The organism is Metallosphaera javensis (ex Sakai et al. 2022), from assembly GCA_021654415.1.
In the GTDB taxonomy this organism is placed as follows: Archaea; Thermoproteota; Thermoprotei_A; order Sulfolobales; family Sulfolobaceae; genus Metallosphaera; species Metallosphaera javensis.
In genome coordinates this window covers 1,264,824-1,285,066 of the sequence record AP024487.1, presented here as the reverse complement: position 1 = coordinate 1,285,066, position 20,243 = coordinate 1,264,824, and the positions used below count along the sequence as shown (strand labels likewise).

Sequence of the window (20,243 nt, the reverse complement as noted above, 5' to 3'; positions counted from 1 at the left end):
ATTTTATCAGTTTTAGTCCTCATGTCATCTTATCCTTCACGGGGTAGAACTTCATCATCCATGGGACATCTGCCCGCGGACATAAAAAACCTCTTCCTGATCAGGTGGCACATCTCACAAATATGATGATAGGACGCACTTCCATCCCTGGCCAGCCTAGAGAGAGTTCTCATATCCTCCATCAAGTCTGGGTCCTTCCTTATCATTTCCACGAGCCTATCGTTATTTCTAGCCCTATACTTTGAGATTGTGGTTGTGGAGATTCCCAGGATCTCAGCAATCCTGGAGTAGGGAACTCCCATGGATAACATCTCCTGAGCAACTATGGACCTTATTGCTGGAACAACAACCTGAGATCCTAGCTCACATGCTAATTTCATAACTTGCCTTCTAAACCTAAGAAAGTATAAAAAATTCTCGGTCTTAGATTATACTATGATTTGTAAAACTCTGTTAAAGAACATAGATCCTGTCCCTCCACAGGACCTCCCTCTTCCTGTAATCGAGGATTAGCTTAATCCACCCGAAGTATACACCTAGAATTGACATGATAGATGGGATATATGAATATTTCCCCAGATGTCTACTTCTAGAGAAGTTCTTCAGGATCCAGAGAAGATGGGGGGAGAGATAGAATGGGTTGAGGGTGAGAAGGAAGAGGACCAGATAGAGTAACATGAAAGCTCCAATGACCAAGAAAGCTTTGGCTCCTCTGCTTGAGTATTTAACAATGGTTACCACTTGTCTCGTGGACCACCTCCAGAGATCCCTCTCGTCGTAGACATTTAGGGGGATGGCCAGACCATCAAAGGCTATCCTCCCTCCCCTGTTCTTAACTATCCTGGTGAGGGTGCAGTCGTCGCACCACTCCCGGGATAATTCCCTGATCACTTCGCCGTCAAAGAAGTTCCTCCTGAAGGCCATGGACCCGCCCCACAGAAAGGTTCCTCCCGAGGCCTGGGATTCAAAGCCAAGGGTCCAGAAGCCAGCCCTAATGAGGTTCCTCCACGTTATCCTGAGTGGAGCAGGCCATGAGAACGTGGTTACCGCTGTATAGCGATCCAGATTCCCCACCATTTCCCGTAACCAGTTTCTGGGATACAGGGTGTCCGAATCAGCGAAAACCACCACCTCATTGGTGGACTCCCTGAGCCCTGTTAGCTGTGCCCTTATCTTTCCACTGCATGAACAGGAGGCACTGGTGATAACGACCTTAACTCCAAGCTGTTTCAGACGTTCTGCTAGCCATGGTTGATCTGGATCCACCACGTAAATAATCTCGAAGAGACAGGGGAAATCCTGGTTCTTGAGCGACTCCACATTCCTTTCCAGTCCAGGATCAAGCCCCCTAATTGGAACAATGATGGAGGCTGGGGCACAGAACCTACCATTTAACTTAAAGATGGAGTTCTCTTTCCAGATCTGCAACAGAAGGATGAGATCTGCCAGGACGGGTAATATTAACAGGAACTGTGGCACTTGTGGTAGAAAACGCCATAGGGTAAAAATTCGCCTACAGGTTTGGGGATTATTGGGATACGAACGCGCTCATGTATTCCCTTATCTCCTGGAAAGCCTGAGACGTTGGTCTGAATCCCCCCATAATCCTGCGAAACTCCTGAATATCAGATCCCCAATTCGTGATGTCGGGGCTGGCATATATCTCCCCTCGACCACTCTCAAGCCAGTGCACCGTTTTCAGACCTTGGCCCTGAAGGTGCAGAGTTAGCCTGAATCTCCTTTCGCTGGCAAACCCAGGTCTATCCTTAAGGTATTCACGGCCCAGATCATATTCCAGGTACGTAGTGGAGAAATCCAGGTATCTCCTCTCATCTAGGTAGAGCTTTCCAACGTCTTGAATGGAGGTTAGGGCAACGGTTACAGGTATCCCTGCCTCCCTGGAGACGGCTGAGAGGTCTTCCTCTACCTCGGAGACCATGGAACTTAAGGTTTCAATCATCTGTGAAGAGGCCTGCTCTCCCTTTAAAACGGTCAGACCGTGAAAATCAAATAACTTACCGTTCTCGTAACTTATTCTTCTCTCGTTGGTGAAGTACTTAATATTGAACTTACTCTCAACCTTCTGGACCTCTAGGATCTTCCCCCTGCAGTTACATTGGAGGATCAGATTTCCCTGGGTGGCCACCAGCCTGAAACTGGTTTCCCTAATCCACTCACCCATGCGAATCTATCCCCACTTGAGTCTAGTACCTCCATCCACTGGTATTACCACGCCGTTAACCCATTCCGCGTCCTCGCTCATGAGCCAGGTCGCCACAAGTGCAAAGTCCTCTGGTGGAGCCTTCTCATCCCCGAGGTTCCTCAAACTTTTCCAATCTCTCTCTGGCTGGAATTCGCCGTCTATCCAGCTGGGTGCTATTCCCACTACTCTGATTCCCCTGTCCAACAGTTCAAGCGCAAGCACCTCGACCGCCTTGGCAAGTCCCGCCTTTGCCGAGGCGTAGGAGAGCTGGGTTGAGGCCGGCCTATCTATACCCCTGAGGGCTGAGACCAGCAGGATGGTGCTCCCCTTACTCATCATTTCTAGAAACACCGAAACCGCTAGGAGGGGATACCTGAGGTGATTGTTTATCATTGTATCAAGGCCTTTCAGATCCTCAACAGTGTCCTCTTCATAACCTCCAATCATAACTGCAAGGCCGTTCAGAGTCCTGGTGACCTTCATCACTCTAGACTTGAGCTCCTCCACGGATTCCCTGGACTTGACCTCTCCAGGAATGGCTATCACGTTCCCGTACCTCCTGAGAGTAGCCTCCATTTCTCTTAACTTCTCAGCGCTCCTAGATGACACTATCACAGTAGCTCCTTCCCTGGCTAGGAAGTAAGCCATAGCGTAACCAAGTCCCTTACTTACCCCAAGGAGAAGAAAGGTCTTACCCGAGAATTTCATGGTATACTATTGCGGAAGCTTGGATTTAAGTAGCAATTTAATCTTCTCCGGTTCCCTTACAGGAATACTGCAGGTGTTACCCACGCAGACGAAGACCCTGCTTCCCTGTCCCTGATTTATCATGGACCTGATCAGGGGAACTACCATGTCCCTGTTTTCCTCCTTTACCAGTTCCACAACCTTGAAGGGGTGATAGAGGAGGAGTGACTCTCTGTGAAGTGAACTGGCCTTCTCGTCAGCGTCCACCACGACTATGTGGGCCATTCCCTTGAGCAGGGCACCAGCGCTGAGAATGGAGCCAGCATAGAAGGGAGGACCCTGCATGTAATCGCCCAAGATGGAGGAGATCACGTTTTCAGGAACCTTGATTTGATCGTCCAGAAGGGAAAGGGAGAGTAACCCTCTCAGTGCCAGGGAGTTGGGCGACTCATTGGGAGTGTCCATATTGGGGACCTCGGATGACCCTCTCTTCTCCACGAAACCGCTGGGTGTCATAAAGTCCAAGACCTCCTTTCCTAACTCTAGAGCCAGATCCTTGAACCTGAGATCGCCTGATACCTCATACGCTCTCAAGGCAAGGAGAAGAGCAGAGGAGTAATCCTCGAGGAGTCCCTCACCTCCTCCCTGAAGCCTCCTCGTTACCCTTCTGGAGAGCTTGGATGCAACCCTAACACCCTCCTCCCTCCCCTTCCCGGTAAGGACTGATGAGCGAAGGAGTGAGTCGGCCATTCTACAGTTGGGATAGGTGTAAAGGTTATCGTCCCTGAAGGGCTTCCTCCTTGTGGAATCCCTGTAAGCCCTGAGTCTCTCCCTAGCCTTACGCAGGTTTTCCAGGAAGGTCTTCACATCCATGTTGAGCGTCTTAGCTATCTCCCCAAGGTCATCCCTTACCCTGAGAACACCTCCCTCGAGGGCTCCCTCCCCCACCAGGGTGAAGGTTCTCTCAATGAGGGATCTCCACTCACCGGAGTTAGAGAGAAGTTCGTCCCAGTCCCAGGTGTAGAATCCGCCCTCCTTTCCATCAACATCAGCGTCCAGGGATGAGGCAAAACCCTCTCCAACCCACATATCCCTAAGGACAAACTGTGAGGTCATCTCTACGGCGTCACGAAGTTGAGGATCACCACTTGCCAGGTAGTTCACGAAATAGTCCTCCAGGAGTTCCGCGTTGTCTATGAGCAATTTCTCGAAATGGGGAACGTTCCACTCCCTGTCCACAGCATACCTGTGAAAGCCACCTCCCAGCTGGTCGAAAATCCCGCCCTGAAACATCTTCTTCAGGGTGAAGATGGAGAGCTTAATTCCCACGTGATCCCCGATCCAGAAGGAGTAAGCGGTGAGGAATTGGTCCACCAGGGGATGGGGAAACTTCATGGTTCCTGAAAGGCCACCCTGCTCTATGTCAAAGGTTGACACTATGGACGAGAATGCGGTGTCCACTATCTCAAGGTCAAGGGGAGAGGAAGTTGAAGGCGCGTAATCAGCCAGGGAGAGGGCTGACCTCTTGAGTCTCTCCCTATCCTGGCTCCAGAGCCTCACGATCTCAAGGAGAAGTCTCTTCATCCCTACCCTGCCGTAAGAGTCCTCCGGAGGGAAAAAGGTCCCACCGAAGAATACCTCTCCCTCTGGAGTCATAAATACGGTGAGGGGCCAGCCAGACTCTCCGGTAATGCTGGATACCGCCCTCTGCAACTTCCTGTCCAGTTCCGGCATCTCGTCCCTGTCAACCTTGATGGCCACAAAGTGCCTGTTCACTAGCTCAGCTATATCACGTCTGGAGTATGTCTCCCTGTCCATTACATGACACCAGTGACACCAGACCGCACCAACATCCACGAGGATGGGTTTGTCGTCCTGCTTGGCCCTCTGGAAGGCCTCATCTGACCATGGATACCAGTCTATTTCCTGTTCTGCAGATTCCCTCAGAAAGGCACTACTACTATCCTTAAGCCTGTTCATACGCTAAATGAAACTCTGAGCTTTTAAACAGGGTTTAGGAAAAATGTGATGATGTTGACAATTCGGGCTCCGGATGGGTGAGGAGAGTCTTCAGCTCTGAACTATCTCCTTCTGGTAAACCAGTAGACCCCACCAAGGACAGCAAGAAGACCTAGCCCCGAGTAACTCACTGCGGGAACTGTCCTGGAGGTCTGTGGAGACTTCACAAAGTATACGGTGATGTTGGTGTCATTATACACCAGGTACCAAACCTCATTCCCCACAAACCCGTTACTCCAGTTTCCCACGGAATAACCAGGTTTGGGAATAGCCACTATGGTAATCAACGTTCCCGCCTGAACCTGCAGGGAGGCCGATTCGTTTACCTTAACCTGAGTTGAGTTGGGGAACCTCAGGCTCAAGGTCCCAGGACCCTTTACAGTCACGTTAAGCTGGTAAAGGATTGGCCTCACCGTGATGTTGATCGTATCGCTTGTCCATGGGTTGAGGGAAAGATTATCGCTCTCGACTCCGTTTACGAAAACCCTGTATTGTAGAGGGGACTCCACGTAAACCTGAAGGGTGGAATTGGGAACGTTAACGGTCTGATTACCATTGACGTAAATTAAGCTACCGTTAACGTAAAGAAGGGCGTCAGCTTGACCTCCATAAATGTAAACGTGTACTGTCACAGCATGCGTGGCCTGAGCTAGGAGCAATGGAATTAATAGCAACAGAGTTCTGTGCACGTCACATGGTAACCTGAAAATAGGGGGAGGGTGGGGTGAAACTTGCAGAAAAACAATTTAATGTAAGAGGAATACCCGCCATGGATGAGGAACCCAACCTTACCTGATTCGTGATGAGGGGTTGTTTCACCTGACGTTCTTCATTAACAAAAGTTAAAATCAACTTTCCAAATGGGTGACCGTGAAGATCCAAGTAACGATAAACGGAAGAGAGATACCTCTTGAGAGGAGGATAGTTCTAACTGGAGAAGGCATGTACATGGCAGGTAGGCTTCTCTACTTTGTCCTGAAGACTCTGCATCAGATGCCCAGGTTATACGGTGTTGTCGAGTCTGACCCCATCTCAGGATGGAAGAGGAACTTTGAGACCAAGTTCGCTTCAATAATGTCATCTCATCTGGAACCTGGGAAGATAAGGCTGGAGGGCGAGTTCAAGCTGAACCTAGGTAAGTTCCTTGTATCAGGAAAGGTGAGCAGGGGGCAGATGAAGGTCAATGTGGAACTGGTACAGAAACCTGAAAACGTATTCCAGGGGCTCAGGGGGATGGTCGAGGTTGACTCCTTTTACTTCTCCGATCTAGAGAGGCCCAGGCCCTTCTTCGTGCCCGGCTCTAAGGACGGTTTCCTGGCTGGTTTTCACAGGTTTCTGGTTCTCCAGACCGAGAGCGCATCGGGGATACCCAAGACGTTGGGGATGGTCTCCGAATTCATTAATTCCATAGTCCTACCGCAGGGCTACACTACCTCAGTGAGGGGAAGAACCCTATCCACAGACGAGAAGGAAGGCCTTTTCCTTGACGGTGAACCGCTCTACAATGTGGATCCAGAGTTGCTTAGCCTGCTCAGCCTGAGATTATCCCTGGACATGGCCCCTGAGGGCTCGGTTCTGATTGTTGAGGACCCTGAGGCCCACCTCTCCCCGGAAACAGTCGAGGAGGTTAGGAGGTGGTTTGACAGGTTTAGGGGAAGTGTGGTCTTCGTGTCACGATTCAACACCTTTGGAGGAGAGGAAATCAGGCTTTGACAAAGTAGCTGACAATTTACCCGCCCCTAGCCCTTTGCTGAATCCCGTGCCTGAAGGTTATCATCTCCTTCAGTAGAAGATCCTTCAACACTTTTTCTAACTTGGTGTAGTTATCCTTGATGGACCTCACCCTGATTGATGTTTCCTTGAACTTCTCGCATGAGAGGCACTTCACGTGGAGCTTATCCGCCTCTCCCTTAACCTCAACCTGAATGCGCTGATCCATTACCCTGAGGTCTAGCGTTATTCCCTCCATCAAGGACTTCACGGTAACTTTCCTTAACGCAGTTCTAATCACCTGAGAGAAATTGATCCTCGATATGGCTTTCACATAATTTCTAGCCAGTAGATATGCCTCCATGGACATTTCCCTGCACCTTTCCTGATCCTTCACCAGCCTCATGCAGGAGAAGAATAAGGAACATCTTCCCGTGGACATTGGAGAAATGAAATCAGCTAAGGAGGGTAAATCACCAATCAGTTCCCTGAAGGACCCACAGTTCAGTTTAACGTGAAGTTTCCCTCCCCTAACCCAGTACTCTCCCACTGTATTGCCGTTGAGGAGAAAATTCCCATTGACCATCTCAACCCTTACTCCCACATCCCTGGGAGTCACAACCCTTTCAGCTACCTGTTTGGGCTGAAGGTTCCTATCGTCGAGACCTGATCCGTTCAAAACCTCCGTGAGTTTAAGATTGAAGTAACCCAGCTCTCGCAACGCCACTTGGGTCCAGCTCTCCAGGTTCCAGTTTCCTCCCAGGTCAATTAACTCTCCCCCATGAAGGATTGCGCTCCTTACCTGCAGGTACTCAAGTTCCCCCATCCTTCTAGCTATCACCAGCCTTCTTGTGGGTTTCACCTGAAAGATGTCCGTCACAACATTGACCTTAGGGGCTAGAACCTTAGCCTCCTCAAGGTTTGCTGGAACAACCGTGATGTCCCCAAGGGATAGGAGGAAATCAACTCTTGCCCTGCACACCTTATACGCTGGACAATCAATTGCATAGCTGAGAAACCTGAAAGGACTGAGATACTTCTCCCTCATTAACTCCTCTGACTTTCTTACAATTACCAGATCTGCCCACCTGACAAGGCTTGGGGTGGCAAAGTTGGACACTATGATCAGGTTCTCCATTTTACGCAGGTCCGATGTAAAGGGGTATGTGGTGATGCCCACCCTTACCCCTGAGGAATAACTGGAGATTATCCTTGAGGAGTCAATCTCCTGTTCCAGATATCCCAGGAACCCCTGGTGGTAACCCGGAACGACAAGGAGTGCCTTCCCTCCCTGATATAGAGATGATAATTCCCTTGCGAGCTTCTTCAATTCGAATTTGATCGCATCTCTAACCTTTTATCTTCTCTGCACAACTGGAAGGATGTATAATCATATGAATGATGAGCCTTACAAGGGCAGAGGGGATGAAGATAAAGGCAGACTGATCCCATATCCCGTGCGATGAGGTTATCAGCAAGGAAGGTTTTCTACATTCTTTTAATTTCGTGTTACCATGTAAATCTATGAGTTACTCCTACTTCGACCTCAAGACCGCCAGGGAACTGCTTCCGTGGGTGAAGGAGAAGCTGAAGATGCTGAAGACTGCCGAGATTAACGCACAGGATGCCCTGATCAACGGCAAGAAGGAGTACATAAGGCTTTACTCCATTGAGGTTGAGTCGATCCTGAAGGAGATCACGGATAAGGGAATTATAGTGAGGGACGTGGACATGGGACTGGTGGATTTTCCAGCCGTGATAAATGATAGACCTGCCTATCTCTGCTGGAAGGCTGACGAGGAGGATATAATGTACTGGCATTACGTGGAGGAGGGTTTTAGGGGAAGGAAGAGGATCTCCCCAAGGGACCAAATCCTGAGCTATCAATGAGATCTCTCCGGGAACCATAAAACTGGCATCCGTAACTCGTTTCGTATTATAATCTTTTCTCTACAAAAAATCAAAACCACCTAAGGTTAAATATGATTTCAGCTCATGACTTACCCATGACTCTCGTGGGATCCAGAGTAAGGAGAATTGAGGATCAAAGGCTAATCACCGGAAAGGGTCAGTACATAGATGACCTGGATCTGCCCGGCACACTGTTTCTCGCCATTCTGAGGAGTAATGTCGCGCATGCCAGGCTGACCAAAGTTGACGTTTCGGACGCGCTCAAAGTACCAGGGGTTGTTGACGCCTTCTCCGGCCTTAACGTGAGAGTGGAGAACAGGCCCAGAAACTTCCCCATGGCCTCCACAGAGATCCTTTATGAAGGACATCCGCTTGCCTGCGTTGTCGCTACTGACAGATACACGGCATATGACGCATTAGAGAGAGTTCAGGTGGAATACGAGCAACTGCCCGCCGTGACCGATCCGCTGGAGGCAGCGAAGGAAAAGATGTCAGCGGTGGAGGGCGAGAAAAACCTAGTTTACAACAGGATCTATTCCTCCGGTAATCCCCAGCAGGCACTGGAAAAGTCTGACAGGGTCGTGGAACTTCAGCTGGACATCTCAAGAGTGTATCCGGCTGCCATGGAGACCAGGGGCTTACTTGTCACATATACACCGAATCTGCTTACCGTGTACGCCCCTACACAATCGCCCCACTTCATGAGAAGGTATTTATTGGAGGCCTTTGGCAGGGACATACAGGACATAAGGGTTATTCAGCCCGATGTGGGAGGCGCATTTGGCTCCAAACTATTTCCTTACCCTGAGGATTACATAACCGTTTACGCCTCACTTAGAACCAAGAGATCCGTCAAGTGGATATCCACAAGAAGTGAGGATATGAGATCGACGTATCACGCGAGAGGGCAAATACACAAGGTTAAGGCTGGGGCCAGAAGGGACGGAACGTTGACCGGGATAATGGATGACCTCTACATCGATCTGGGAGCGGCCAGTCATGGAACCTACCTAGCGGACATAGCTGCCACCATGCTTCCGGGGCCCTACGCTGTGAGGGACGTGGTAGTTAACGTCTACGGCGTTAGAACCAACAAGACACCTCTGGATCAATATAGGGGCGCTGGCAGGCCAGAGGCTTCATTCGTTATAGAGAGGATTATGGATTCGCTGGCCGATGAGATTGGAATGGATCCCGTTGAGTTCAGGAAGAGGAACCTCCTGAGGGAGCTTCCCTATAGGAACCCGTTCGGCCTTCAGTATGACTCGGGGAACTATATGCAACTACTGGAGAGAGCAGAAAGAGTTTACAGGGATATGGAGGCAAGAGCGAAGGAACTTCAGAAAGCGGGGAGAAGGGTGGGAGTTGGATTTGATTTCTACCTGGAACAGAACAACTTCGGCCCATGGGAGAGTGCCTCTGTCAGAGTAAGGGGAGATGGGAAAATAATTGTAATCATAGGAGCGGCACCTCACGGTCAGGGTACTGCAACAGGGATTGCACAGATAGTTGCAGATGAGCTTGGCGTTGAGATGGAGGACATAGACGTAAGGTGGGGAGATACTTCCATGATAGGCGAGGCTTACGGTACCTATGGGAGCAGGAGCTTAACCCTTGCAGGAAACGCTGCTATAATGGCCTCCAGAAAGGTGAAGGAGAAGGCGGTGAGGCTGGCAGCTCAGTTCATGAAGAGTGACGTGGAGGAACTCAGATATGAACAGGGCAAAGTTACCAATGTGAAGACCGGGAAGTTCATGACCTTGAAGGAGATAGCATCAAAATCCATGTCCAGCCTTGGAGGGGTCTGGAAGTACAGGGAGGAACCGGGATTGGAGGCAACAGCCTATTTTGGACTTAACAATTACACCTATCCTTACGGCAGTCATGTGGTCATGGTTGAGGTCGTGGATGGAAGGCCAAGGGTCCTTGAGTACTACGCTATAGACGACATAGGAAAGGTCGTCAATCCAATGCTGGCCGAGGGCCAGGTACGTGGAGGAGTAATTCAGGGATTTGGAGAGACGGTTCTGGAGGAGATAGTGTACGACGAGAACGGATCTTTACTCTCAGGTAATTTCTCGGATTACGCTATCCCCACTGCTGTGGAAGGCTTTAACATAAGGTGGGAATACTCCGAGACAGGGAAATCCGACGCTCCACTGCCCGCCAAGGGAATAGGCGAAGGAGCGACCATAGGGACTCCCCCGGCATTGTTGAGGGCTCTGGAGAATGCCACAGGTAAAAAACTGACCAGACTCCCGGTCAGGCCTGAGGATCTTTCACCTTAAAGTACTTCAGAATATTTTCCCTATGTATAAGCTTGCACACTTCCCTCTTCACGTAAACTGTACCATTCCCCTTCCTGAGCACCCTTCCTATAACCCTGGGTTCTAGTCCTCTCTTGCTAAGGGACTGAGCAACATCATCTATCACTTTCCTAGACGCAAACATGACAATCGCCCCATTGGTCCCTGCTGTGGAGTTGGGTATGATGAAGTTCTCTGTGGCAAACTCGTTTATCTCCCTGTCAATGACCGGTACATCGTAGAGCTCCACATCAACAGACGCCTTATCTGCGAACTCCTTTATTACGAAAATTCCCGGTCCCGTGACGTCAGTGGTCATGGCAATGTGGGCCTGAGGATCGAAATCCTTTCCAAACTCGGGAAGGTGTTCATATATTACCTTAGCGGTATCAAAGTTGGGCCTAGTCATATAGTCTAGAGCCCTCTTCTTCGCCTCCTCCACTCTCTGCAGGGTAATTCCCCTCTCCTCCAGGGTTTCGAGAAGTTCTGGAACAGTGAGCAACCACATGTGAACGTTGATGGGGGTCAACTCACCCACAGGTCTGGTAACAAGGATCTCCATGTTCTCGTCCACCTTATCGTAAAACACCGGCAACTCGTGGTCAGATCTACCCACAACGGTCGCTCCTATCATCAGGGTACCGGTCTCAGGCTGAATGTCCTGCAATAATTCCACGTTGTACCTCCTGCTGAACGATTCGAAGTTCCTCATCAAGGTCTCCTTCAGTTCCGGATCTGGAGCATCTGCCACAGGTATCATGCGAAGGTCCTGGAATGCCCCCTTAGTGAAGAGATCATTCAAGGAGTTAGATACTCCCACATCTACCTGCATCTGTGATCCTGGATCGTCAAGTGGATCCACTATCTGTATGGTGTCATTATTGGCCAAGGTGTATGATCTCAAGGTAGCTCCGTCCAACTTGATGAGATCCAGAACCCCAACCTCAGCCTTGGGGTTAGTGGTCACAATGGAATGGCCCTTGCCCACCACAAGCTTCCTCTTGGTCTTCACACCCGTGTAGATCTTGAGGAGGAAATTGGCAAACTTCTCAGGGTTACCAGCAGTCTCCTGGTTAACCTGGATAAGACTAACCGCTCTATCGGCGTCGAACTCTCCCCCATTTATTACCCTTTTTATTACCTCCGACTCCCTGCTCACAAAGATGTCAGTATCCTCCCTTGGCATCACCTCAATGTTGTTCTCCCTTAACCTATCCTTCAGTTTCTCCAGTGCAGGATATACGGTATCAATTAGATCAACCTTAACCGCACATCCTGTGGCCAAGGATAAAGGATTCAAGCCCATCTTCTTGTACTTGTTTAGATTGTTTCTGAACCTTTCAAATAGGTCAGTCAAATCACAACACTATTTGGTAGAATGGTTTCCACATTTTAAAAAGTTACCTTTAATATGAATTCTTTAAATAAAAACATTTAATATAATTTCGAGTATTTTTTAAAATCTCCATATTAGAATTGAGTAGAAAGTAAATATTTAAACCTCTTTTAACAATGTTAACCCATGCAGATAATAGAGCAGTATTCAACTCCGTTCTATAAGAATATCATTGATATGCCCCCCTCAATGGTTAGAAAGTTGTGGAAAAAGAACAACATTCTGATTCTGGACATAAGGACTCCGCAGGAATACGTGGAGCATCACATCCCGGGCTCGCTCCTCATTCCAATGGACTATCTGGAGGTCCTGCAGGAGTATTTCAGCGACAAGGAAGTAGCGGTGGTATGTGAACACGGGAACAGGGCCAGGTATGCCACTTACGGAATGCCCCATCTTTACAAAAAGAAGGCAATTTACATGATAGGTGGAATAGTTGGATGGATGTCCATGGGATACGAGGTTGAGAGTGGAATGGACGAGAACGGAACTAAATGGGAGCAGTGGCTGGACGAGAAGCTAAAGTGAACAAAATTTTTAGTTTTTGACCTTAAACCAAAATTTTGATAGGTCAAGCTGTACTCTACCATGTTTCACTGAAGGCCTAAATTACATCTATGCTCTTAACAAGGGGTAGAAGTCCTCTCTCATGGGTCAAGCTGTAGAACTTGCTCAGCCCCTCCATCACCTTCTCCTGAGGAACGTTATACTCCTGAATGTCAGCCCAGATTGTCTTCTCCACGATCTCCCTATCCATGTTGACCCCCTGAGCCTCGCTCATTATCTCCACATCCCTGGGAATCACCTTGTCTAGGTTCTTCTCCGCAAACTTCTTACTCCTCTCGTATAACTCCTTGAACTTTAGGGCCAGATCCCTGCCCAGATCCTTGGATACCACCACTGTTCCCATGGGCATTGGTGCCCCTCCAGAAATCTTGGACCACATTTCCCACATACTGGTGATGACGTAGGGCCTTATGCCCAGCTTCCTCATGGCGTACATCATCTTGATCTCATGAACTGCAACAAGTACGTCCCCATTCTTTCCCAAGGCCTTAATCTCGTCCAGAACTCTCGGGATTATCACCAGTTTACCGTATTTGCCAACTAGAAGTCTGTAAAGGGTAAAGGCTGAGGTATTTGGCCCATGAACAATGAGTGTGGATTTCTTCAGGTCCTCTATCTTCATCTCCGCTGTGGAGAGGACAGGCATCCCCGTTATGCCGTCTATGGCAGTGGCAACAGCGTTACCTAGAATGAAGTAGTCATCCTGGATGTATGGATACATGGCAGCCGAGGGTACCGAGACGTCCACCACTTTGCTCAATACGCTCATATTCACGTCCTGAACGGTTGGTATTACCTGGAATTCTAGGTTTATTCCGTCCTCCTTCACCCAACCTTCCATCATGGGAATGAAGGGGTACAGGTCACCTGAATCGGCTAGGGCGCCAATCTTTATTGTTGCCATGACTTACCCTTTTTCCGTTGGCGGATAAAAATGTTGGTTTGTGTGGGTTCAACAAATCCAGTTAAACTTGAGGCAGTTAGGGAGGCAGTTAAGGAGATAGGGAAGGGATGGGAGGTGAGGGCCGTGAAGGCTGACTCCAATGTCAGCGAGCAACCCTGGTGTAACGAAACCTTGGCAGGGGCGAGAAATAGGGCTCTCGGCGCGTTGAGTCAAGAAGGTTGTGATATTGGCGTGGGAATAGAGGGAGGGGTTTGCTGGGAAAGAGGGAGAGTCATTGCGTATGCGGTGATATATGCCATGAGCAGGGAGAGGGAGAATTTTTCATACTCTCCTGCTTTCACGCTCTCCAACGAGCTGGCGAAGCTGGTAGTAAGGGGAAAGGAACTGGGAGAGGCCACTGACATGGTTTACGGAAAAACAAATACGAAACACGGTGAGGGTGCTGTGGGCATGCTTACGGGGATCGTCGACAGAAAGAGACTTTACAAGGATGCCGTGATACTGGCGCTCTATCCCTTTTACATAGGTGAGGAACTGCGAGCTGAATCTGGTAGGAGAACACTTTAGGGCCTAGTGAAGAAACAGATTGTTGCATTGACAGGAGTTGTTTGGATTTACCCCTTGATTAGTTTCAGAAATAGGTAACCTATCTCAGGTAACTTCACCGTGTCATGTTCCGCCGGTCTCTGAACAGTTCCCAGGTATATCCCGTAATCCTCATGGTCCTCCTCATTCCCTGACTTGGGCTCCCCAAAGGGAGAGAAAAGGATGAACTCATCCACTGCATTAACCAGCTTCCTCAGCATGGTATCCACCGCGGAGTAGGCCTGACACTTATCCCCTCCCCTGTGAAGGAGTACATCCAGTCCGCTTACGCCAGCTATTACTGGTCCGTCATCCAGGGAGCTCAGGATTCCCTCCGTTACCTTGTTTATTTCCTCCTGCAAGGTCAGTTCTCCATATTTCAGGCTTATTTCCCCATAGGTCGGGTTCGAGATTGGTAGATTAATCGGGATGGAACCGGTCTCCTGAACGAGGGAGGGTTTCACTGATATCGTGGTGAAACCACTTAAGGGAACCTCCTTCATTTCCAAGACAGACATCCATGAGGAGGCAGGATGCTGTGGTCTCCTGTTAACTACCACACCTCTAAAGGTACTGCTGAATAGCGTAAGAAGAAACCTAGGATTGCACTTCATGAAGCTACTGTAACTTAACCCGTCCACACCTAGCAACAAAGCTTTCATGTCACTCGCCTAGCAATGACTTCAACCTGATCTCCAGTTCCTCCCTTGGAACCGCACCTATGACTTCATCCACAGGCTCACCGTCCTTGAAGAATATTACTGTGGGCAGACTCATAACCCCATACCTTCCGGCAATACTCTGGTTTTCGTCAGAATTCAGCTTGCCGAATCCTACCTGTGGGTAATCCCTTGCAAGCTCCTCTATCACAGGAGCTAATATGAGGCATGGAGCGCACCACTCAGCCCAAAAGTCAACCACTGCAACTTTATTCTTCTTGAGGAACTCATCAAAATTACTTGAATCTAGGTGGGCTATTAATTCCCTTTGTTCTTTTTCCATGTCCTTTCCTTGTTTCATCATCTGTTTAATCTTTTTCCGTATTAATGCTTCAAGTTCAGGATCGTTTTCTACGCTCATAAATCACTTTAATGAAATCGAGTTTAAAAAGTTTATATTGAAGAAAGAAACAAAATCATATGCAAAGAATAGTTGTGGTGGGAGGGGGCATCACGGGTCTTCTGGTGAGTCATATCTTGGGAGATGACGTGACGGTCGTGGACAGGGATGTTCCCCCCAGAAATTCCATGAGCAGTTTATGGAACGTGATGCCACCGCTGTGTGGAGACCTAAGAAAGGAATGTGAGGAATCGGCACAAGAATATGTTAAACTGTCAGAGGAGCTTGGGGTAAGGGTATTCTGGAAGGATATCATTAGGGTACCTCCCAAGGGTGACAGGGTGTTGACTTCAAGGGAGACTGCAGAGATAGAACCCTGCCTGCACCACGAAAGTGAAGTACTGGGAAAGGGGTTACATGTGAATGGGGAGGACTTACTAAAGAAACTTAACAGTGTGGTGAAGAGAGTCAGGGTAACTTCCCTAGAAGTAGAAGGTAATAGTGTGACAGGGTTGAAAACGGATGAGGGAATGATAAGGGCTGACGTCTACGTTCTAGCCGTGGGTAACGACCCAGAGGGCATACTGAGCAACTTGAGAGTATCGAGCTACAAGGGACATATTGTGAAGACCTCTCCCCTGGGGATAAGAAACATTCTGATGCTCGAGGACAGGCTCGGAGTTGAGGGAGATTCCTATGCCCTTCTGAACGGAGACTCATACCCTTCCTCCAATCCAGGCGTGGAAATGAACCAAGTGGAAAGAACCATTGAAGTTTTCAGGAGATATACGGGGAAAGTGATCCATCCGCTTGAGATCAGGGTAGGATTCAGGGCAGTAACCGCTGAGTCTCCCCTCATCAAGAAGATTTATGATAATGCCATAGTGGCGACGGGTCACAGATTCGGTTGGGCTATGGCCCCGATCTTAGCCAGGAAAGTGAAGAGTCTGATCGAAGCTTAATGATGTCACGGTAGGATTATTATGAAGTGAGGGTTTAGGATCCCGATGGATGTCAGTGTAATCATATCCTCAAAGGATCCCGTAGGGCAAACCATAAAGAGGCTAGGATACAGTTTCGAGGAGATCGATGAGGACGTAACAGAATTCTCGTACTCAAGGGGTGATTCCATCGTAATCATCTGCAGACATGAAAGCTCCTCTAAGACCCCATCCTTTACCGTGCACCATCCCGGAAACCCCGGGAAGAGTGCCATGGGCGGTGAGCCAGAGAGCCTGGGAATAGCCAACGCCAAGTTGCTTACCTCAGTATTCCGTTCCATGAGTCGCATTGATGCCAACATTGATAAAGTAATAGAGGCAACCCACCACGGCCCTACAGGCATAACCAAACCTATCACGTTCGTGGAAATAGGGAGCGATCCTCAGATGTGGAATAACGAGAAACTGGTGAAGATGCTGGTTGAGGCAGTTCTACGGGGCATAGAAATGATAGAGGAAACGGAGTGCCAGAACACAATATTAATATACGGAGGCCCGCATTACTCTAAGCTAGCCTCAACTTTGGCCCAGAACAACTGTATTTCCCATATTATTTCTAAACATTATATATCAGAATTATCTTCGAATGTTATTCTACAGTCTCTGGAACGTAATATTACGAGACCTCGAACCGCTATTCTGGATAGTATACCAAGGGCAAAAAGGGAAATTCTAACCAGTATCCTGAGCTCTAATAATATATCTATCGAGTTTAGATAGCAGAGAAGGAGAAAGAATAGGAGAACCTATGGCCAGTATCCTAGGAGAAGAGGAAAAATCGATCACCGTCATGCTGGCGTTGGGTATGGATATACCATGCGCTGATATGTCATCCAGATCGAGGATGTGCCCTATGGCGGCCCGAATTGGATCATAATGACTGACCGCTATTACCACTTGGTCGTTCTTCAAAGAGGTAATGAATTCCACCATCCTCCTTTTCAGCGAATCCCAGGGCTCCAGGTTCTTCACCTCAAGCTGTCCCCTCGCAATCTTTAGCTTCCAGTGATCGCTTGGGTCGAATCTCTTGTTATTCAGTTCTCCCAACCATCTCTCCCTCAATCTTTCATCTATGACTGGGATAATTCCAAGTTCATCCCCTATAATGCTGGCAGTCTGATATGCCCTGAGAATAGGACTTGTGAAGATGGCGTCAACCTTTATTCGTTTGAGTTCCTGGGCTGTCTTTTTTGCCTGTTCCCGACCCTCATCCGTTAAGGGGAAGTTATTAACGTCATGAGAGAGGATCTTGCCAACGTTAGATGTGCTCTGGCCATGTCTTATAAATATTATAATCGTCATTTGTGGTTCATTATTACGGCGGTATTAAAAAGATTAAACTGAGCCATTTAGCCTTTCACATCCTGTATTCTTTATCCTAATTTAAGCTAGAATGTGTTATAAATAATGATACACCATTGTAGGCATTCCTGAATATTAAACCCCGTTAAACTATGACCAGTATTTTCATTGAATTCTAGGATAATTTTAAATCCTCGTTACTGCAAAGTTGTTCGTGGGCCTGTTTAAGAGGAACAACAATCAGGAGATGTCTGGTCAGATCAAAATCCTCTACACTACCGACATTCACGGATCCGACGTTATTTTCAAGAAATTCCTAAATGCTGGGAAAATTTATAAGGTAAATTACCTCATCATAGGTGGCGATATTGCAGGTAAGTCGCTTACCCCTATAGTGGACATAGGGGAGGGTAAATACATGATCGATGATAAGGTGGTGGGAAGAGAGGGATTGAAGGAAATAACTGATGAGATCAGAAAGCAGGGGAACTACTACGTAATCGTGGACAGAAAGGATCTTCAGGAAATGAAGGAGGATAAACGAAAGGTGGACGAAGCCTTCAAAACCTCCATGATTGAGGTAGTGAGAAATTGGTCCAAAATAGCTGAGGAGAAGTTGAAGGACGTGGACATTCCCCTATATGTTAACCTGGGCAATGACGATCCTCTCTATCTGTTTGACGTTATCGAGGAGAGCAAGGTCATGAAGAAATGCGAGGGAGAGGTCGTACAACTTGGGGAGCATGAAATGATCTCCTTTGGCTACGTTAATCCGACCCCATGGAACACGCCCAGGGAGATGCCAGAGGAAAAAATCTATACCGCATTGAAGCAGGAGACAAAGAAGATCTCTGATATCGAGAAAGCCATCTTCAATATACATGCTCCCCCTTACAACACCAACCTTGATAGTGCCCCCCTTCTAACCCCTGACCTGAAACCTGTAATAAAGGGAGGAGAGGTGGTAATGTCGCATGTTGGTTCCGTCTCCGTAAGAAAGGTGATAGAGGAGGAACAGCCCCTCCTAGGTCTTCACGGTCATATTCACGAATCAAGGGGGTTTGATAAGCTGGGCAGGACACTTGTTCTTAATCCCGGCAGTGAACATAACGAGGGTATTTTGCACGCGGCCTACATAATCCTAGAGAAGGGAAAGATAAAGGCTCATCAGTTCATCATAGGGTAAGAGACGTCTAGCGTCTGGAAAAGAGTAACTGTGAAACAAAGGGACTACCAGGATTTTTGCGTTGGAAGCAAACAGGACATTAGGTGATATACTTCTTAGGTTTTACCATATCTCTCACTCAAGTCTCCCGGATATCCCATTTCATTTTCTTTTCCTGCAATCTCAATGCATTAACTACATGTTTAATGCGTACAAAAAGGCTTTTATTGACCTAAATCGATTTAAAGATTATGAGTCGAACTGTTTCTGAAATAGCTACAAAAATTGTTCACGTGGTCAAGGAATCCGACAGTATAACTGCAGCGGCATTGGAGATGAAGAACCATAACATGGGATCCATGTTGGTGGTTGATGAGAAAAACCAAGTTGTGGGAATAATTACGGAGAGAGACATGGTGAGGGCGTTAGCAGATAAGAGAGTGGACGCCAAGGTCAGGGACTACATGACTAACTCCGTGAAGGGAGTGACAGAGGACACTACTGTGGAGGAGGCGGTAAATATCATGCTAGAGAACGGTTTCAGACATCTTCCTGTGGTTGGGAAAGATGGGAAAGTAGTGGGGATTGTTTCCATCAGGGATTTAGCCAGAGCACTGTCAGATTCCCATTTTTTACAGTACGGAAAGGAGTGGACAGAGATTAAGGGTAGTGGAGTTATATGCCCTGTCTGTGGACTGGAGATAGATGAGTTTGGATACTGCAATTGCGGAACAGGGTCTAGCTAATTTTTTAAGACGGTTTTAGCTGTTTTCTACATATGATAATATTTTATGCTATAGGAGAAAAAGACCGGGCCAAGGAGCTAGTTAGAATAATAACCAAAACTAGGTGGAAGACAATTTCAAGGCACGCAGTCAAGATATCAAGTTCGTCAATAGGACCCTCCATTGTTATTTTTAAACCCACTATGGCAGCGCTGGCTGTGGCAATATGGTTGAAGGATAGGGCTGAGGAACTGGGAATGTCAACCTCCGTTGGATGGTTCACCCCAATAGCCAACGTTCCGGAGCAGGTTAATGATGCTGTCAGGACTGATCTGAACAAAATGCTAATGAAGAAATTAGAGATACCCTGGAGCCCATGAAGATCCCTTCTTTTTATTTACATCCAATTTCTTTACCTTTGTTTTGGATGGAGAATTGATTGCTAGTAAAAGCGATCATGTTACCAAACTAGTATTCATGACTAGTATTCATGTTATCTTGATTATTACTTCACACCGATTACCTGGGCTAAACGCTATGACACCATGAAACTATGAAGACATTATCGCGTTTGGCGAGGCCGTTCTCTCCATAATGCCCCGAAGCGTAAAGGCCTAGTATTTACCCATGAAGCTTAGGTCTCTCACCATATAAAAGGAAAATTCCTCAACGTCTAGAAAATGATGGAGAGACACTAAGATCA

General features: G+C 47.9%; 22 protein-coding genes. 10 read left to right on the top strand and 12 right to left on the bottom strand.

Translation table 11 applies throughout. The features are described from left to right. Window positions 1-29: 29 nt before the first annotated feature. The 6 genes from QVC96_RS07495 to QVC96_RS07470 all read right to left on the bottom strand — a co-directional run bounded on the left by QVC96_RS07495 (window position 30) and on the right by QVC96_RS07470 (window position 5,583). On the bottom strand, window positions 30-380 hold the full coding sequence (locus QVC96_RS07495) for a transcriptional regulator (RefSeq protein WP_287688760.1): 351 nt from the start codon (window positions 378-380) through the stop codon (window positions 30-32). A gap of 73 nt (window positions 381-453) precedes the next feature. Then, complete coding sequence (locus QVC96_RS07490) at window positions 454-1,479, bottom strand: glycosyltransferase (protein WP_287688759.1); 1,026 nt, start codon at window positions 1,477-1,479, stop codon at window positions 454-456. 49 nt (window positions 1,480-1,528) lie between these two features. Continuing rightward, window positions 1,529-2,182: a hypothetical protein gene (locus QVC96_RS07485; RefSeq protein ID WP_287688758.1), complete on the bottom strand. Its 654-nt coding sequence runs from the start codon at window positions 2,180-2,182 to the stop codon at window positions 1,529-1,531. Between the two features lie 6 nt (window positions 2,183-2,188). After that, entirely contained in the window at window positions 2,189-2,911 is a 723-nt protein-coding gene (locus tag QVC96_RS07480; protein WP_287688757.1) for an SDR family NAD(P)-dependent oxidoreductase, read from the bottom strand. A gap of 6 nt (window positions 2,912-2,917) precedes the next feature. Beyond that, window positions 2,918-4,870, bottom strand: a complete 1,953-nt coding sequence (locus QVC96_RS07475) for a thioredoxin domain-containing protein (RefSeq protein ID WP_287688756.1) — start codon at window positions 4,868-4,870, stop codon at window positions 2,918-2,920. 101 nt (window positions 4,871-4,971) lie between these two features. Then, window positions 4,972-5,583, bottom strand: coding sequence for an InlB B-repeat-containing protein (locus QVC96_RS07470; RefSeq protein WP_287688755.1), 612 nt, complete (start codon window positions 5,581-5,583; stop codon window positions 4,972-4,974). A gap of 196 nt (window positions 5,584-5,779) precedes the next feature. Between QVC96_RS07470 and QVC96_RS07465 the strand changes: the two genes are divergently transcribed. Continuing rightward, window positions 5,780-6,622 carry a hypothetical protein gene (locus QVC96_RS07465; RefSeq protein ID WP_287688754.1) on the top strand — a complete coding sequence of 281 codons (843 nt, stop codon included), beginning with the start codon at window positions 5,780-5,782 and terminating at the stop codon, window positions 6,620-6,622. 16 nt (window positions 6,623-6,638) lie between these two features. Here the strand turns inward: QVC96_RS07465 and QVC96_RS07460 are convergent, their stop codons facing one another. After that, on the bottom strand, window positions 6,639-7,949 hold the full coding sequence (locus tag QVC96_RS07460; RefSeq protein ID WP_287688753.1) for a hypothetical protein: 1,311 nt from the start codon (window positions 7,947-7,949) through the stop codon (window positions 6,639-6,641). 194 nt (window positions 7,950-8,143) lie between these two features. On the opposite strand from QVC96_RS07460, the gene QVC96_RS07455 reads away from it, so the two are divergent. Both QVC96_RS07455 and cutA read left to right on the top strand, forming a co-directional pair. Next, window positions 8,144-8,509: a DUF2203 domain-containing protein gene (locus QVC96_RS07455; RefSeq protein ID WP_287688752.1), complete on the top strand. Its 366-nt coding sequence runs from the start codon at window positions 8,144-8,146 to the stop codon at window positions 8,507-8,509. 116 nt (window positions 8,510-8,625) lie between these two features. Further along, window positions 8,626-10,818 (top strand): glyceraldehyde dehydrogenase subunit alpha, encoded by a 2,193-nt coding sequence (cutA, locus tag QVC96_RS07450; protein ID WP_287688751.1) that lies wholly within the window; start codon window positions 8,626-8,628, stop codon window positions 10,816-10,818. On the opposite strand, the gene QVC96_RS07445 is transcribed toward cutA, so the two are convergent. Then, complete coding sequence (locus QVC96_RS07445; RefSeq protein WP_287690449.1) at window positions 10,793-12,142, bottom strand: SelD-related putative sulfur metabolism protein; 1,350 nt, start codon at window positions 12,140-12,142, stop codon at window positions 10,793-10,795. The two genes, cutA and QVC96_RS07445, sit on opposite strands and share 26 nt — an antisense overlap. 216 nt (window positions 12,143-12,358) lie before the next feature. Here QVC96_RS07445 and QVC96_RS07440 point away from each other — a divergent pair, with 216 nt between their 5' ends. Continuing rightward, window positions 12,359-12,760, top strand: coding sequence for a rhodanese-like domain-containing protein (locus QVC96_RS07440; protein WP_238026485.1), 402 nt, complete (start codon window positions 12,359-12,361; stop codon window positions 12,758-12,760). A 76-nt stretch (window positions 12,761-12,836) separates the two neighbouring features. Here QVC96_RS07440 and QVC96_RS07435 read toward each other — a convergent pair whose 3' ends face one another. Then, on the bottom strand, window positions 12,837-13,703 hold the full coding sequence (locus QVC96_RS07435; RefSeq protein WP_238026484.1) for a menaquinone biosynthesis family protein: 867 nt from the start codon (window positions 13,701-13,703) through the stop codon (window positions 12,837-12,839). 30 nt (window positions 13,704-13,733) lie between these two features. Between QVC96_RS07435 and QVC96_RS07430 the strand changes: the two genes are divergently transcribed. Then, window positions 13,734-14,270: a DUF84 family protein gene (locus QVC96_RS07430; protein WP_238026483.1), complete on the top strand. Its 537-nt coding sequence runs from the start codon at window positions 13,734-13,736 to the stop codon at window positions 14,268-14,270. Between the two features lie 47 nt (window positions 14,271-14,317). Here QVC96_RS07430 and QVC96_RS07425 read toward each other — a convergent pair whose 3' ends face one another. Continuing rightward, window positions 14,318-14,950: a hypothetical protein gene (locus QVC96_RS07425; RefSeq protein ID WP_287688750.1), complete on the bottom strand. Its 633-nt coding sequence runs from the start codon at window positions 14,948-14,950 to the stop codon at window positions 14,318-14,320. A gap of 1 nt (window position 14,951) precedes the next feature. Beyond that, a complete protein-coding gene (gene trxA / locus QVC96_RS07420) occupies window positions 14,952-15,368 on the bottom strand; it encodes a thioredoxin (protein ID WP_238026481.1) in 417 nt (138 codons plus the stop codon). 59 nt (window positions 15,369-15,427) lie between these two features. Here trxA and QVC96_RS07415 point away from each other — a divergent pair, with 59 nt between their 5' ends. Then, window positions 15,428-16,309 carry an NAD(P)/FAD-dependent oxidoreductase gene (locus tag QVC96_RS07415; protein WP_238026480.1) on the top strand — a complete coding sequence of 294 codons (882 nt, stop codon included), beginning with the start codon at window positions 15,428-15,430 and terminating at the stop codon, window positions 16,307-16,309. A 45-nt stretch (window positions 16,310-16,354) separates the two neighbouring features. Then, a complete protein-coding gene (locus tag QVC96_RS07410; protein ID WP_238026478.1) occupies window positions 16,355-17,068 on the top strand; it encodes a D-aminoacyl-tRNA deacylase in 714 nt (237 codons plus the stop codon). On the opposite strand, the gene QVC96_RS07405 is transcribed toward QVC96_RS07410, so the two are convergent. Then, window positions 17,021-17,650: a 2,3-diphosphoglycerate-dependent phosphoglycerate mutase gene (locus tag QVC96_RS07405; protein ID WP_287688749.1), complete on the bottom strand. Its 630-nt coding sequence runs from the start codon at window positions 17,648-17,650 to the stop codon at window positions 17,021-17,023. The two genes, QVC96_RS07410 and QVC96_RS07405, sit on opposite strands and share 48 nt — an antisense overlap. 214 nt (window positions 17,651-17,864) lie before the next feature. On the opposite strand from QVC96_RS07405, the gene QVC96_RS07400 reads away from it, so the two are divergent. The 3 genes from QVC96_RS07400 (at window position 17,865) to QVC96_RS07390 (ending at window position 19,920) form a co-directional block, all read left to right on the top strand. Further along, window positions 17,865-18,836: a metallophosphoesterase family protein gene (locus QVC96_RS07400; RefSeq protein WP_287688748.1), complete on the top strand. Its 972-nt coding sequence runs from the start codon at window positions 17,865-17,867 to the stop codon at window positions 18,834-18,836. Window positions 18,837-19,066: 230 nt separating this feature from the next. After that, the gene (locus tag QVC96_RS07395) at window positions 19,067-19,561 is read left to right on the top strand and encodes a CBS domain-containing protein (RefSeq protein ID WP_238026474.1); all 495 of its coding nucleotides are present in this window, start codon (window positions 19,067-19,069) and stop codon (window positions 19,559-19,561) included. A gap of 32 nt (window positions 19,562-19,593) precedes the next feature. Next, window positions 19,594-19,920 carry a hypothetical protein gene (locus tag QVC96_RS07390; RefSeq protein WP_238026473.1) on the top strand — a complete coding sequence of 109 codons (327 nt, stop codon included), beginning with the start codon at window positions 19,594-19,596 and terminating at the stop codon, window positions 19,918-19,920. Window positions 19,921-20,243 lie beyond the last annotated feature (323 nt).

What these genes read in the sequence shown, in the direction of transcription:
- QVC96_RS07390 (WP_238026473.1), top strand. Translation starts at nt 19,594, where the DNA reads ATGATAATATTTTATGCTATAGGAGAAAAAGACCGGGCCAAGGAGCTA.
- QVC96_RS07395 (WP_238026474.1), top strand. Translation starts at nt 19,067, where the DNA reads ATGAGTCGAACTGTTTCTGAAATAGCTACAAAAATTGTTCACGTGGTC.
- QVC96_RS07410 (WP_238026478.1), top strand. Translation starts at nt 16,355, where the DNA reads ATGGATGTCAGTGTAATCATATCCTCAAAGGATCCCGTAGGGCAAACC.
- QVC96_RS07480 (WP_287688757.1), bottom strand. Translation starts at nt 2,911, where the DNA reads ATGAAATTCTCGGGTAAGACCTTTCTTCTCCTTGGGGTAAGTAAGGGA.
- QVC96_RS07405 (WP_287688749.1), bottom strand. Translation starts at nt 17,650, where the DNA reads ATGACGATTATAATATTTATAAGACATGGCCAGAGCACATCTAACGTT.
- QVC96_RS07415 (WP_238026480.1), top strand. Translation starts at nt 15,428, where the DNA reads ATGCAAAGAATAGTTGTGGTGGGAGGGGGCATCACGGGTCTTCTGGTG.
- QVC96_RS07495 (WP_287688760.1), bottom strand. Translation starts at nt 380, where the DNA reads ATGAAATTAGCATGTGAGCTAGGATCTCAGGTTGTTGTTCCAGCAATA.
- QVC96_RS07485 (WP_287688758.1), bottom strand. Translation starts at nt 2,182, where the DNA reads ATGGGTGAGTGGATTAGGGAAACCAGTTTCAGGCTGGTGGCCACCCAG.
- QVC96_RS07430 (WP_238026483.1), top strand. Translation starts at nt 13,734, where the DNA reads ATGTTGGTTTGTGTGGGTTCAACAAATCCAGTTAAACTTGAGGCAGTT.
- QVC96_RS07425 (WP_287688750.1), bottom strand. Translation starts at nt 14,950, where the DNA reads ATGAAAGCTTTGTTGCTAGGTGTGGACGGGTTAAGTTACAGTAGCTTC.
- QVC96_RS07475 (WP_287688756.1), bottom strand. Translation starts at nt 4,870, where the DNA reads ATGAACAGGCTTAAGGATAGTAGTAGTGCCTTTCTGAGGGAATCTGCA.
- QVC96_RS07455 (WP_287688752.1), top strand. Translation starts at nt 8,144, where the DNA reads ATGAGTTACTCCTACTTCGACCTCAAGACCGCCAGGGAACTGCTTCCG.
- cutA (WP_287688751.1), top strand. Translation starts at nt 8,626, where the DNA reads ATGACTCTCGTGGGATCCAGAGTAAGGAGAATTGAGGATCAAAGGCTA.
- QVC96_RS07440 (WP_238026485.1), top strand. Translation starts at nt 12,359, where the DNA reads ATGCAGATAATAGAGCAGTATTCAACTCCGTTCTATAAGAATATCATT.
- trxA (WP_238026481.1), bottom strand. Translation starts at nt 15,368, where the DNA reads ATGAGCGTAGAAAACGATCCTGAACTTGAAGCATTAATACGGAAAAAG.
- QVC96_RS07435 (WP_238026484.1), bottom strand. Translation starts at nt 13,703, where the DNA reads ATGGCAACAATAAAGATTGGCGCCCTAGCCGATTCAGGTGACCTGTAC.
- QVC96_RS07445 (WP_287690449.1), bottom strand. Translation starts at nt 12,142, where the DNA reads ATGGGCTTGAATCCTTTATCCTTGGCCACAGGATGTGCGGTTAAGGTT.